This is a genomic window from Spiroplasma endosymbiont of Dactylopius coccus (assembly GCF_977110965.1).
In genome coordinates this window covers 688,305-703,071 of record NZ_OZ373019.1, presented here as the reverse complement: position 1 = coordinate 703,071, position 14,767 = coordinate 688,305, and the positions used below count along the sequence as shown (strand labels likewise).

Genomic DNA, 14,767 nt, shown 5'->3' with positions numbered 1-14,767 from the left:
TGTGTATCTTTGTTTTACAAAGTACTAGTTAAGATTAATTCTATCTTCAAATTTTATCATAAAATGAGCAATTGCTGTATTTCAATTTTGAATGGGCATTGTTCATTTTTTTGTTATATTTTCAATTGCTAAATAAAATATTTTCAATTCTTCCATATCATTAGGAAAAACTTTTTTATTTCTGATAACTTTTCGTAATTGACTATTAACAGATTCAATAGCATTTGTGGTATAAATTACTCTTTTAATTTCTGTTGGATAACTAATAAAAACTATCAAATTTTCTCAATTTTTATATCAAGATTTAGCAATTTGAGGATATTGTTTATTTCACTTATTTTCAAATGTTTCTAAAGCCTGCATTGCTTGTTCTTCACTACATGCAGTATAAATTGGTTTTAAATCTGCAACTAGAGATTTTCTATGCTTATATGAGACATATTTCAAACTATTTCTAATTTGATGAACGATGCATAATTGATGTTCTGTTTTAGGATAAACTGATTGTATTGCTTCTGACATTCCTGTTAAATTATCACTACAAGCAATAAGAATATCATTTAAGCCTCGATTTTTCATTTCTGTGAAATTGGCTAATCAAAATTTAGAACCTTCATTTTCACTAATTCATAAGCCTAAAACATCTTTTTTACCTTCTAAATCAAATCCTAAAGCTATATACACAGATTTGTTAATAATGCGTTTATCTTGTCGTATTTTAACTACTATGCAATCAAAATAAACAATCGGATAAATACTATCTAATGGTCGATTTTGCCATGCTTTTACATCATCAATAACATCATCAGTAATTTGACTAATAACATTTTCACTAATATCAGCACCATGATATAACTCTTGTAATTGAATTCTAATATCTGATAATGTCATACCTTTTGCATATAAAGAAAGAACTTGTTGATCAAAACCATCAAATCTTCTTTGTCTTTTTGCAATTATTACAGGATTAAAATTACTATTGCGATCTCGTGGTACATCAATCTCAATTTTACCTTGTTGAGTTATTAATTTTTTGGGAGCATACCGATGTTGTCAATAATATTCAAATTTGTCTTAAAATTATAAAGTTAGACGATAATAATTTTGACTTCAATATGCAATTGTATGTTAATCTTAACACTTGTAAAATATTAGTCAATAATAATACTTACTTGTCATTATTTAGTAAAAATTTCCTATTAGTTATCGAGTAATAATTTCCCAAAAGTGAAGTTATTTATATAACTTATAATTAATAATAATTCGATTTAAAACAGCCCTAAAAAGGGCTGTTTATTTTTTGAATACTATAAACCATATAAATTTTTAAATCGTTTGAATATGAGCAAATTTGGTGCCTTAAAATTAATTTTAAATATATAAAGATATTGCAATTGCAATATCTTTTTTATAATTTTAGTGAGTTTATTTTAAAACCCTTATAATTTTTATTTTCAAAGCTATTAATTTCAACTTCATCAAACTTTTTTATTTTTAACTTTTCTAAATTTTTGTTATAAATTTCCATTTTTAAATTTGATATTTTTTTTAATTCTTCTTTTATTGAATTAAATTTAATTTCAAAATAATTTACTTTTTGAGAAATAATTCTATGTTCATTTTCATATTTTCTTATTTCATTTCTTATTTTTAATTCATTTTTATTGTTAATATCTTGATTTGTTAAACAAGATATTTTTTTATTTATTTCTTTTTCTTTTCTTTTTTCATTATCTAGCTTTTTCTCCAAACTTCTAAATTCATTACTTAACTTAGAAATTTGATTTTGACTTTCTTGTAATTGTTTATCCATATATTAAAAATCCTTTCAAAATTAGAAACCTAATTGTTTAAAAATAAAACAATTAGGTTTCTAAAACTATTTTTAATTCATATTTATTATATTCATTAAAAATTGGTTTGTAAATAAAAAAGTTCCTATATGAAAACAAGGAACTAAATTTTTAGGGGTTATTTAGAACCTGTTTGGAATCTTTTAAACATAATTAAACTAAAAAAGGGAATAATTATTTCTAACCTGACAGTTAATTAACATTTTATTTTCTTTGTCATTTTTTTGTTAAAAAGATTTTATCATTTGACAACTTATCGATTAAAAATTTATTTTTCAACTATAAAATAACATTTATGATATTAATTTAATCAAAAATAAGTTAAAAAAGATCCTAAACAGGTTCTTAGAATTTGTGTTTATTTAACAGTGTAACTTTCCAAAATAATTTAATTTTTGATAAATATTTTTGGGAAATTTTCACTCGATATTGACATAATAATACTTACTTTTATAATTCAAAAATTCTTATTAATAATTACTTTAATAAGTTTTATTTTATTTTTGGTTTTTTTAAAATCTTTAATTTTAATTTATAATAACTGGATGGCAGTATTTATTTGATAGCATTTAAAATTAACCATTTTTGTATATATATCAATATTATAAGTTCTATCACCAATCATATGTTTTAAAATTTGTTTAATATTAGTTTCAGTAAAGCAACCAATATTTTCAACTAATGCTTGGATGGGTTACACTTTATTGGACACTAATTACGTAGACAAGTGAACAAATTAGTGAAAAGAAAGGAAGTATAATTATGGCCAATATTAACTCATATTCAGATGAATTTAAAAAACAAATAGTAGCTTTATATCAAAGCGGTAAGTCAGTGTCTTGTCTTGCTAAAGAGTACAATGTTACAAGAGCAGCTACTTATAATTGAATTAAGCAATTTACTAATTCAGGTAGTTTTAAAACTAAAGATAATCGTTCTGTTGAAGAAAATGAATTAATTAAATTAAGAAAAGAATTAAAACAATTAAGAATGGAAAATGATATTTTAAAGCAAGCAGCACTAATAATAGGCAGAAAATAAAAATTATTGTCAAAAATAAAGTTAAATATAAAATTCGCACAATGTGTCGTTTTTTGAAAATATCTAAATCAACATATTATTTTAACTTAAAGAAAAAAGAAAATAAAATCAAAAATAATATGTATGATGAAGCTGTTATTAGTGCTTTTAAAGAAAATAAAGAAGTTTATGGTACTAGAAGATTAAAAAAAATTTTAGAAAACCAAGAAATTTATTTGTCACGCAGAAAAATTAAAGAAATTATGAATAAGCATAATTTAATATCAAAATACACTAAATTATCATTCAAAAATCATCATAATAAAGTCAATAATAGTCAAATAACCAATCTTGTTAATAGAAACTTTAATAATAGGGTTAAAAACGAAGTTATTGTTAGTGATTTAACTTACGTTCAAGTTAATGGTAAATGAAACTATATTTGCCTATTAATAAACCTATTTAACCGCGAAATTATTGGACATAGTGTTGGAGTTAAAAAAGATGCATTACTAGTATATCAAGCATTTATGCAATCAAATCGCTGTTTAAAAGATATCCAAATATTTCATAGTGATCGAGGTAATGAATTTAACAATAAAATTATTAATAATCTTTTATTAGCATTCAATATTACTCGATCTTTAAGCAAAAAAGGTTGTCCTTATGATAATGCTGTTGCTGAAGCAACTTTTAAAACTTTCAAAACAGAATTTATTAATGATAAAAATTTTACATCATTAATCCAATTAAAATTAGAATTATTTGATTATATCAATTGATACAACAACATAAGAATCCACAGCACTTTAAACTACTTAACTCCTATCAAATATCAAGAACAAGTGTCTACCAAAAAATAGTCCTAAAAAGTTGGATGGGTTACACTTTATTGGACACTAATTACGTAGACAAGTGAACAAATTAGTGAAAAGAAAGGAAGTATAATTATGGCCAATATTAACTCATATTCAGATGAATTTAAAAAACAAATAGTAGCTTTATATCAAAGCGGTAAGTCAGTGTCTTGTCTTGCTAAAGAGTACAATGTTACAAGAGCAGCTACTTATAATTGAATTAAGCAATTTACTAATTCAGGTAGTTTTAAAACTAAAGATAATCGTTCTGTTGAAGAAAATGAATTAATTAAATTAAGAAAAGAATTAAAACAATTAAGAATGGAAAATGATATTTTAAAGCAAGCAGCACTAATAATAGGCAGAAAGTAGAAATTATTGCTAAAAATAAAGTTAAATATAAAATTCGCACAATGTGTCGTTTTTTGAAAATATCTAAATCAACATATTATTTTAACTTAAAGAAAAAAGAAAATAAAATCAAAAATAATATGTATGATGAAGCTATTATTAGTGCTTTTAAAGAAAATAAAGAAGTTTATGGTACTAGAAGATTAAAAAAAATTTTAGAAAACCAAGAAATTTATTTATCACGCAGAAAAATTAAAGAAATTATGAATAAGCATAATTTAATATCAAAATACACTAAATTATCATTCAAAAATCATCATAATAAAGTCAATAATAGTCAAATAACCAATCTTGTTAATAGAAACTTTAATAATAGGGTTAAAAATGAAGTTATTGTTAGTGATTTAACTTACGTTCAAGTTAATGGTAAATGAAACTATATTTGCCTATTAATAGACCTATTTAACCGCGAAATTATTGGACATAGTGTTGGAGTTAAAAAAGATTCATTACTAGTATATCAAGCATTTATGCAATCAAATCGCTGTTTAAAAGATATCCAAATATTTCATAGTGATCGAGGTAATGAATTTAACAATAAAATTATTAATAATCTTTTATTAGCATTCAATATTACTCGATCTTTAAGCAAAAAAGGTTGTCCTTATGATAATGCTGTTGCTGAAGCAACTTTTAAAACTTTCAAAACTGAATTTATTAATGATAAAAATTTTACATCATTAATCCAATTAAAATTAGAATTATTTGATTATATCAATTGATACAACAACATAAGAATCCACAGCACTTTAAACTACTTAACTCCTATCAAATATCAAGAACAAGTGTCTACCAAAAAATAGTCCTAAAAAGTGTTGCCATTCCATAATTTATTACCTAATAATACGGTAATGTTTAGTAATTTGTGTAACTTACAAAAATAACTATGTTTAATTAATTCTATAATAAACCTAGAAAGAGTGAATTACAGATGGCTAAAAAGCAAAATATTAATAATAATGATCCAATATCAAAAGCAGTAGATTTATTATTAGAAAATACTGAAGATTTAACAACAGTTTTTAAAGAGGGAGGTTTGTATAAAGAATTAACAAAAAGATTAGTAGAAAAAATGTTGAATTCTGAGATGCAAAATTATTTAGGATATGATAAGAATCAACATAGTAATAGTGACAATGCTCGTAATGGTATAAGTTCAAAAAAATTAATAACTCAACAAGGTAAAATTGAGATTGATGTACCACGAGATCGCAATAGTAATTTTAATCCTGTAATAATTGCAAAAAGACAAAGAAGATTTGATGGTTTTGATCAACAAGTTCTTTCTTTATATGCAAAAGGTATGACATTATCAGATATTAGAATGCAATTACAAGAGTTATATCATGGTGCTGATATTAGTGAAAGTGTTATTAGTCAAATTACTGATGATGTTATTGATGATGTAAAAGCATGGCAAAATCGACCATTAGATAGTATTTATCCGATTGTTTATTTTGATTGCATAGTAGTTAAAATACGACAAGATAAACGCATTATTAACAAATCTGTGTATATAGCTTTAGGAGTTGATTTAGAAGGTAAAAAAGATGTTTTAGGCTTATGAATTAGTGAAAATGAAGGTTCTAAATTTTGATTAGCCAATTTCACAGAAATGAAAAATCGAGGCTTAAATGATATTCTTATTGCTTGTAGTGATAATTTAACAGGAATGTCAGAAGCAATACAATCAGTTTATCCTAAAACAGAACATCAATTATGCATCGTTCATCAAATTAGAAATAGTTTGAAATATGTCTCATATAAGCATAGAAAATCTCTAGTTGCAGATTTAAAACCAATTTATACTGCATGTAGTGAAGAACAAGCAATGCAGGCTTTAGAAACATTTGAAAATAAGTGAAATAAACAATATCCTCAAATTGCTAAATCTTGATATAAAAATTGAGAAAATTTGATAGTTTTTATTAGTTATCCAACAGAAATTAAAAGAGTAATTTATACCACAAATGCTATTGAATCTGTTAATAGTCAATTACGAAAAGTTATCAGAAATAAAAAAGTTTTTCCTAATGATATGGAAGAATTGAAAATATTTTATTTAGCAATTGAAAATATAACAAAAAAATGAACAATGCCCATTCAAAATTGAAATACAGCAATTGCTCATTTTATGATAAAATTTGAAGATAGAATTAATCTTAACTAGTACTTTGTAAAACAAAGATACACAGATTTCTAAAAAGCCTCTATTGAAGTCAAAATTATTCTCGTCTAACTTTATAACTTTAAGACAAATTTGAATATTATTGACAACATCGGTATGCTCCCAAAATAAATTTATACAAATTTTTTAATAGCAATATGATTAGAACTAATAATTCTAATACCACCATGATTTTTATGAAAAGCAACTTGAATTTTATCACCAATTAATTTAGTAATAATACCTTTTCCAAAAATTTCATGAATAATTATATCTCCAACATTTCAATTATTAGTTATTTCAACCTTATCTTTATTATCAGCTTTATAGTAATTAAATTTAGAATGATTACGATTTTGATAAGTTGCTGCCATTTCTTGGTGTTCGTTATTAATGATTTTTAAATATTTAAGATCTAAATCTTTTAAGAAACGAGATGGTTGTTTCATACGATCCAAGATATATGAATATCCACTTGCACTAGATAAAAATAATCATTTTTTTGCCCTAGTAATTGAAACATAAAAAAGTCGTCGTTCTTCTTCAATTTTATCTAAGTTTTCTATACTAAATTTACCTATTCCAGGTAAAATACCTTCATTAATGCCAACTATAAAAACAACATCAAATTCTAGACCTTTAGCACTGTGAATTGTCATTAAATTAACGGCTTTATTAGTACTATTTTCATCTAAATCAGTATATAAACTTACTTCTTGTAAAAATGACGTTAATAATTCTTCGCCTTGTAATTCATTATTACTACTATCATATTCAAGCAATTGTTCTAATAATTGTTGAACATTTTCAATTCTTTCTTTTTCAAGATTATCTTCTAGTTTTTTTAAATAATTAGTTTTATTTAATAAATTTTCAACCATGTTATGTAAAGAAGTAACATCTTTGATATTAGTTTGCATCTCATTAATTAAATTAATTAAAGGTTGTAAATGTTGACGATAATTTTTTGGTAATCCATACTGAAATTTAAATAAGTATTCATTTAAAGTTAGTGATTGTTCATTAGCAAGTAATAATAAGTTATCAATAGCTTTTGGTCCAATTTTAGGTGTTGCATTTAAAATTCTAATCATTGATATATTATCATTTCAAACAATAATTTTTAAATACGCCAAAATGTCTTTAATCTCTTTACGTTCAAAAAATTTATAACCACCAAAAATTTTATAATTTATATTATTATTAATCAAAGCTTGTTCTAAATCTTTTGATAAATAATTATTACGATAAAGAATAGCAATTTTATTCAAATCTAAATGATATTTTAAATGAATTTTTTTAACAGTTGTTGCAACTCAATGTGCTTCTTGATCACTACTACTAGCATGATACATAACAATATCATTACCAAGATCATTTTTAGTAAACAGTTCTTTTTCAATACGTTGAACATTATTTTTAATTAAACTATTAGCTGTATTTAAAATCTTAGTTGTTGAACGATAATTTTGATTTAAAATAAATGTTTGTGTATTAGGAAATTGTTTAGTAAAATTCAATATTAAATTAATATTTGCTCCTCTTCAACTATAAATAGTTTGATCAGGATCACCAACTACAGTAATATTTTTATGATTTTTAGCAAGTGATAATAAAATATTATATTGAATATCATTAGTGTCTTGAAATTCATCAACTAAAATAAAATCAAATTTCTTTTCTCATTTTGTTAAAATATGTGGAAATTCTTTAAATAGACGTTCAACTAATAATAATAAATCATCAAAATCTAAACATGAATTAATAAATTGATATTTTTTATACGATTCAAAAACTTTGATACGTAAAATTCACTCATCTTGATTTTGATAATCAGCTAATAATTGATCTTGAGAAAGATAATTATTTTTTCAGTTAGAAATATTAGAACTTAATAATCTTAACTCCTGCAATTCAGCTTTATGTGAAAATTCTTTTTGAAAAATATCTTTTAATATTTTTCGTTGATCTTCTTGATCAATAATATTAAAATTATTATTAATATTTAAATGATGAATATCTCTTCTTAATATTTTGGCACATAATGCATGATAAGTAACAATATTAACATTAATGTTAGTATCATTTAAAAGTTGCATTATTCGTTCTTTCATTTCACGTGCTGCTTTATTAGTAAAAGTTAATGCCAATATTTTTTCACTAGCAATTTTAATTACATTAATTAAGTAAGCAATCTTATATGTTATAACCCGCGTCTTTCCAACTCCAGCCCCCGCAATAATACGACATGGGCCATCAACATTAATAATTGCTTGTAGTTGTTGTTCATTTAGATTTTCTAAAAGTTTTGTTTTATCCATGTTATTTATCCTTAAGTTAGTAAGAGTATATACTATTAAAGACTATTTATATTTTCTAATTCGTCATCATTAATATTTCCTGGTTGAGAATAAACTAAATGAATATGTGGATCATTAACGTTAGTTGATATCTTCCTTTTATTAGTTGCAAGTGGTTTCTTGTTAATGACAAAAGTTTTATGATAACGATCAAAGAATAGCTGATGATATTTATCAATTTTAGTGACGATCATAATCCCACAATACCAAGCAAAATCAAAACTAACTACAGAACGAATAAGAATATTTAATCAAGAATTTAAAGTATTATTACTATTAATAGTAGCAATGTTTTCATTAAAAGTCAATTTCATAAAAAGAATTATTGAAGTGGTTAATAATAGAGGAATAAAAACTAAAAATAGTTCACGATAAAAAAAATGTTTTAACTTTAAATCTTGATTTTTTTCATTTACTAATCTTATTTGAAAAATTAATTTTCCCAAAGTTTGACCCTTACATTTTCATGGGATAATAACAAAATATATAATGACAACAATTATATTAATAATAAAAATAATTATTAATTGTCATGATTCTTGATTACCTTTATTATCTAAATAATGAATTGCTAATCCAATTATTAATGGGATTAAACTAACAAAAATCACGTCAAAAATACGTGCAATAATACGTTTTCATGTTTTAGCTATTATATATGTTTCGGTTGTATCTAATTTTTTAATATTCATTTTTTTACTCTCAATATTTTGAATCATCTCTAATATTATTATCTTTAAAATATTTCTTAAAATAAGTACTTAGATCAGGAGCATAAGTGGTAAATTTATCATTTGGATTAATAGTATTAAAATAAGAATTTTTTTTAAAATTTTTAAATTTAAATTCAATAATTTCTTTGACACGATTATATGTTTTTTCAATTAATGCAGGTTTTTTAGAAATACTAATAAATCTTAAAAGAGTATATAGATAGTATCTAACAAAAGCATATTCCAACTCTTCATATAAAACTTTTTTAATTTTATAATTATTATAATAGTTTAAAATATGTATTCATTGGTGCATTAGTTCAAAAATATTATCATTTTCCAATGTGTTATTTTTAGACGTTAATAATGTTTCATTAATTGCATAATATGTTTTACAATGTGCTAAAAATGAGTATAAAAATAAACTATCAAATTGGATTTCTTTACGAAATTGTAAATTATATTCATTAATAATACTAACTTTCATGATTTTTGTTGTTAAAACTGGTGTTGTTAAAGCAAAGACTATTTTTCCTTGTGTTGTATTTAAATTATATATTTTATTAACTTCAGTTCTAATTGTTGAATGAAAAACATTATTTATATCAAATTCATAACGAACACAATATTCAATACAATCTAAATCCTTATTATTATCTAAAATTTTATTAACTGTTTCAACAAAATTAACGCTAAGAATTTCAGTTGGATTTAAAATAACTACATATTGTCCGGAAATATATTTAAGGCCAAGATTACGACTAATGGCAATACCTGATACTTGATAATTAGTAATCATTTTTAAATTTTGTGGATATAATTTAAAATATTTACTAAATATCTCCAAATTTTCATTGTTAATGCCATCAACAACAACAACAACTTCAAAATTAGTTTTTTTATTTACAAAAATCTTTGATAAAAAAGAATCTAAGTGCTCGGATTCAAATGAAGTTGTATATAAAATAAAACTTAGTAGCATAATAAATATTTCCTCTCTTTTATAAATAATTATAACACTTCTTTAACAATTTTAAGTGAAGGTTTATCAACATTTATTTTTTATTTTTTTGATTACTATTTTTAAGTTTATTTTTAGATACTAAAGTAGATTTTTCTATATTATCTGTTTCTTTAATAACTTTAACAGTCATATTTTTATGATCAAAAATAGTTTTTAAATTACCTTCAATAATAACAGTTTCAGTATTATTAGGTTTAATAACGTTTCGTTTTGCGGGCTTGCTAACTTTTTTCTTTTTTTGTCCTTTTAATATTTCTGCTCTTAATAAAGCACGTGTTTTTCTAATTTCAAATTTTTCAAATTTAAAAAGAAATGATTTAATAAACTTTTTATACGAATTAACAAAATATCGAAGTCTTTTCTTGCTTCGAGCATGATTATCATATTTTAATAAAATACAAACATAGTTTAATTCATTTCTTGCTTCTGATTCAATTAATGAATTAAAAAAACTGTGATAATTATGACTTAAGTTATATGGTTGACCAGATATTGGGCTTTTATAAGGAGTAAAACCTAGATTACCAGTAGTTTTATAATACTTAAAATCAGCAACTCGTGTTGTCATTTGTCCCTTAGGATGCTCTGGTGATTTAATTTCTGATATTTTAAAAATATTATTTGTATCAAATTCTAAAAAATAGCAATATACCTTATGAACAAAGTTACCTGCAGTTTTAAAAGCAATATATAAATCTACTTTTGCTTCATAATTTAAATTATCAAAAATACTAACGTATGGTTGATAAAAATCATATTTTTTATCAATAATTTCTCAACCTTGTTTTTTAATAGTAAGTTCAATCTCATCAGCACAAATATTTGGATTTAAAATAATTTTCTTCATTTTCTACTCCTAACTCTAATATTTTCTAAGTCTATTTTATCAAATTATATATAAAGTGTGGTCTAAGAAAATTTTTCACTTTGATTAATAATTAAAGTACTTTTATTTTTACTATTAAACAACTAACAATCATTATAAAATTATCTTTAAACTATATGAATATATCATATATTTCTACACATATTAAAGTTATTCTTTTTTAAAAACTTTTGAGGCTTTTTAGAAATCTGTGTATCTTTGTTTTACAAAGTACTAGTTAAGATTAATTCTATCTTCAAATTTTATCATAAAATGAGCAATTGCTGTATTTCAATTTTGAATGGGCATTGTTCATTTTTTTGTTATATTTTCAATTGCTAAATAAAATATTTTCAATTCTTCCATATCATTAGGAAAAACTTTTTTATTTCTGATAACTTTTCGTAATTGACTATTAACAGATTCAATAGCATTTGTGGTATAAATTACTCTTTTAATTTCTGTTGGATAACTAATAAAAACTATCAAATTTTCTCAATTTTTATATCAAGATTTAGCAATTTGAGGATATTGTTTATTTCACTTATTTTCAAATGTTTCTAAAGCCTGCATTGCTTGTTCTTCACTACATGCAGTATAAATTGGTTTTAAATCTGCAACTAGAGATTTTCTATGCTTATATGAGACATATTTCAAACTATTTCTAATTTGATGAACGATGCATAATTGATGTTCTGTTTTAGGATAAACTGATTGTATTGCTTCTGACATTCCTGTTAAATTATCACTACAAGCAATAAGAATATCATTTAAGCCTCGATTTTTCATTTCTGTGAAATTAGATAATCAAAATTTAGAACCTTCATTTTCACTAATTCATAAGCCTAAAACATCTTTTTTACCTTCTAAATCAACTCCTAAAGCTATATACACAGATTTGTTAATAATGCGTTTATCTTGTCGTATTTTAACTACTATGCAATCAAAATAAACAATCGGATAAATACTATCTAATGGTCGATTTTGCCATGCTTTTACATCATCAATAACATCATCAGTAATTTGACTAATAACACTTTCACTAATATCAGCACCATGATATAACTCTTGTAATTGCATTCTAATATCTGATAATGTCATACCTTTTGCATATAAAGAAAGAACTTGTTGATCAAAACCATCAAATCTTCTTTGTCTTTTTGCAATTATTACAGGATTAAAATTACTATTGCGATCTCGTGGTACATCAATCTCAATTTTACCTTGTTGAGTTATTAATTTTTTTGAACTTATACCATTACGAGCATTGTCACTATTACTATGTTGATTCTTATCATATCCTAAATAATTTTGCATCTCAGAATTCAACATTTTTTCTACTAATCTTTTTGTTAATTCTTTATACAAACCTCCCTCTTTAAAAACTGTTGTTAAATCTTCAGTATTTTCTAATAATAAATCTACTGCTTTTGATATTGGATCATTATTATTAATATTTTGCTTTTTAGCCATCTGTAATTCACTCTTTCTAGGTTTATTATAGAATTAATTAAACATAGTTATTTTTGTAAGTTACACAGATTACTAAACATTACCGTTTTGGTTGAAGAAATTTTTTATTTTATTAATTAAAAATCTAATAACTTTGTAAACTACATTATATAAATTAATAGAAAAATTTAAAATTTAAAAATTTCATGGATTATAATGTCCTTTACCTTTTATTTTTGCTGCATTTTCTGCTTCTGCACGTTCTCTTTTTTGTCTTTCATCTTCTTCAGCTGCTCTGGCGCGTTCTCTTAATTCTTTAGCTCGATCTTCTTTTAATTTTTCTTGAAAAATTTTTTCTCGTTTTGCTTCTCTTTCTATTCTTTGTTTTTCCATATATTAATTTGCTTCTTTTACAAGTTGGCTTTCTTCTTCAGCTTTTCTATTTTTTTCTTCTCTTTCTCTTTCTTCTTTTTGTTTTTGTCTTTCTTCTCTTTCGGCTTTTAATCTAGCTTGGTCTCTTTCAATTTTTCGTAGTTGTTCTGCTTGTTTTTCGGCTTCTCTTTGTCTTTCTTGTTCTTCTTTTTTATTTTTATTAAAACCCCACATTGTTTATGTCCCCTTTAAAATTAGAAAATAAAAACCCATTTTACTTTAAATAAAGCAACGGGTAAAACTTATATTAAGTTTACAATGATTATATAATATTATATAAATTAATTGTTAAATAAATATAAATAAGAAAAATGATTTATTTTAAATTTTTAAAATCTAGAAAATAATGAATATGAAATTTAAATAATACATTTTTTATGATAAAAGTATTAAAAAATTAATATTGTTTTTTGCAATAATAAATCAAAAATCGATTATAGAAAGATATTACATATATCAATTATGTTATACTATTTTTATAAGTTATTTTGTGGAGAATGTTAAGAGGTGATGTTCTTATGATTAAAAATGGCATTAAAATATCAAAATCTCAATCTCGTGGTGATGAAGTTGGATTACTTTTTTTCTTATTAGTAATCTTCTTTTTCCTAATAGTTAGTTTAACTAGATTTTCAATAATTGGTAAAGTACTTGATGATTTTCTTTTTTCTTTTTTATTTGGGTGAATGAAATATGCTGTTTATTTCTTTCTTTTTTTAATAATTATTCCTTTAGCTTTTGGTTATCACATGCAATTTAAATTGAAGTATATTTTTGTTTATTTTTTATTTTTAGTGATTAGTTGTTGGACAACGCAAACTTTAACTTTAATAATTTTAGGAAAGAATAATTTATGAACTAGTTATTATAATTTAAACCTATTAAATATTAGTGAAATATACGTTAAAACATGATGAAATACAAATGGTATAAATAATTATCTAGGTTTTTTTGCTTCACCAATTTCTTTTAAAGATTTTAGTGTTGAAACCTTTTTTCCAGCATATGCTACTGGTGGCATTATTAGTAATGTTTTAATAGGTATTTTTAATTATGGTTTTTTTGTTACTAATTTAATTGCAAACTTTATTAGTATTTTTTCTTTAACTTGTTTATTTATTTTTAATAAACCTTTTATTTTCTTTAGCAAAATGAAACAAAGTATTAAACAAATTATTATTAATAATAAAAATAAAAAGCAAAAAAATAAAATAAATGCTGATTTAAAACAAAAACATATTAAGTTAAAAAAAGAAAAATTATTAATTGATAAACAAGTTAAAAAATCTTTTAGAAAAGAAAATAATTTCAATAAGGAATCAAAGAAAGAACCACTTATATCACCAGTAAAAAAAGCAGAAATAAAACAAAATGATAATAGTGACATTATCAATAAACCTTCTTCGCCTATTGTTTATTTTAATGAAAATAGTTATTTAACTCCTTTTGGTAAAATTGACCCTGAAAAACAAAAAGATGTAATGAGTAATAGCAAAGGTACTCTGGTAGTTAAAAAAAGTTTAGAAGATAGTATTTTAAATCGTGAAATTCTTAATGATAACGAAACTATTATTAATAACGAATCATAAGTAATTAATAATGAATAAAATTAA

The 14,767-nt window shown here is 23.1% G+C and carries 12 protein-coding genes and 1 pseudogene; 4 read left to right on the top strand and 9 right to left on the bottom strand.

The genetic code is table 4. The annotated features are described in order from the left end of the window. Positions 1–24: 24 nt before the first annotated feature. Positions 25–1,035 (bottom strand): annotated as a pseudogene (locus tag ACXUB0_RS04390) (IS256 family transposase); the annotation flags it as partial. 373 nt (positions 1,036–1,408) lie between these two features. Further along, positions 1,409–1,813, bottom strand: a complete 405-nt coding sequence (locus ACXUB0_RS04385) for a hypothetical protein (RefSeq protein WP_458257569.1) — start codon at positions 1,811–1,813, stop codon at positions 1,409–1,411. A gap of 802 nt (positions 1,814–2,615) precedes the next feature. Here ACXUB0_RS04385 and ACXUB0_RS04380 point away from each other — a divergent pair. From ACXUB0_RS04380 to ACXUB0_RS04370, 3 genes are all read left to right on the top strand, one after another. Then, positions 2,616–3,736 (top strand): IS3 family transposase gene (locus ACXUB0_RS04380; protein WP_458257883.1). Its coding sequence is split into 2 segments (ribosomal slippage): positions 2,616–2,892 and positions 2,892–3,736, totalling 1,122 coding nucleotides; the frame shifts between segments, so codons are not numbered across the junction. Between the two features lie 87 nt (positions 3,737–3,823). Further along, a protein-coding gene (locus ACXUB0_RS04375) for an IS3 family transposase (RefSeq protein ID WP_458257882.1) occupies positions 3,824–4,944 on the top strand; the annotation gives its coding sequence in 2 pieces (ribosomal slippage) (positions 3,824–4,094 and positions 4,094–4,944; 1,122 coding nt in all). A 128-nt stretch (positions 4,945–5,072) separates the two neighbouring features. Beyond that, positions 5,073–6,311, top strand: coding sequence for an IS256 family transposase (locus ACXUB0_RS04370; protein WP_458257881.1), 1,239 nt, complete (start codon positions 5,073–5,075; stop codon positions 6,309–6,311). A 131-nt stretch (positions 6,312–6,442) separates the two neighbouring features. Here ACXUB0_RS04370 and ACXUB0_RS04365 read toward each other — a convergent pair whose 3' ends face one another. The 7 genes from ACXUB0_RS04365 to ACXUB0_RS04335 form a co-directional block, all read right to left on the bottom strand. Continuing rightward, the gene (locus tag ACXUB0_RS04365) at positions 6,443–8,629 is read right to left on the bottom strand and encodes an ATP-dependent helicase (protein WP_458257880.1); all 2,187 of its coding nucleotides are present in this window, start codon (positions 8,627–8,629) and stop codon (positions 6,443–6,445) included. A gap of 35 nt (positions 8,630–8,664) precedes the next feature. Further along, on the bottom strand, positions 8,665–9,360 hold the full coding sequence (locus tag ACXUB0_RS04360; protein WP_458257879.1) for an RDD family protein: 696 nt from the start codon (positions 9,358–9,360) through the stop codon (positions 8,665–8,667). 4 nt (positions 9,361–9,364) lie between these two features. Beyond that, positions 9,365–10,363 (bottom strand): glycosyltransferase family A protein, encoded by a 999-nt coding sequence (locus ACXUB0_RS04355; protein WP_458257878.1) that lies wholly within the window; start codon positions 10,361–10,363, stop codon positions 9,365–9,367. A 73-nt stretch (positions 10,364–10,436) separates the two neighbouring features. Then, positions 10,437–11,252 carry a hypothetical protein gene (locus ACXUB0_RS04350; protein ID WP_252320214.1) on the bottom strand — a complete coding sequence of 272 codons (816 nt, stop codon included), beginning with the start codon at positions 11,250–11,252 and terminating at the stop codon, positions 10,437–10,439. Positions 11,253–11,504: 252 nt separating this feature from the next. Further along, positions 11,505–12,743, bottom strand: a complete 1,239-nt coding sequence (locus tag ACXUB0_RS04345; protein ID WP_458257877.1) for an IS256 family transposase — start codon at positions 12,741–12,743, stop codon at positions 11,505–11,507. Between the two features lie 174 nt (positions 12,744–12,917). Continuing rightward, complete coding sequence (locus ACXUB0_RS04340; RefSeq protein ID WP_338973819.1) at positions 12,918–13,115, bottom strand: hypothetical protein; 198 nt, start codon at positions 13,113–13,115, stop codon at positions 12,918–12,920. A gap of 3 nt (positions 13,116–13,118) precedes the next feature. Beyond that, complete coding sequence (locus ACXUB0_RS04335; RefSeq protein ID WP_458257876.1) at positions 13,119–13,328, bottom strand: hypothetical protein; 210 nt, start codon at positions 13,326–13,328, stop codon at positions 13,119–13,121. A 344-nt stretch (positions 13,329–13,672) separates the two neighbouring features. Between ACXUB0_RS04335 and ACXUB0_RS04330 the strand changes: the two genes are divergently transcribed. Next, positions 13,673–14,743, top strand: a complete 1,071-nt coding sequence (locus ACXUB0_RS04330; RefSeq protein WP_458257875.1) for a hypothetical protein — start codon at positions 13,673–13,675, stop codon at positions 14,741–14,743. The last annotated feature ends 24 nt before the right edge of the window (positions 14,744–14,767 follow it).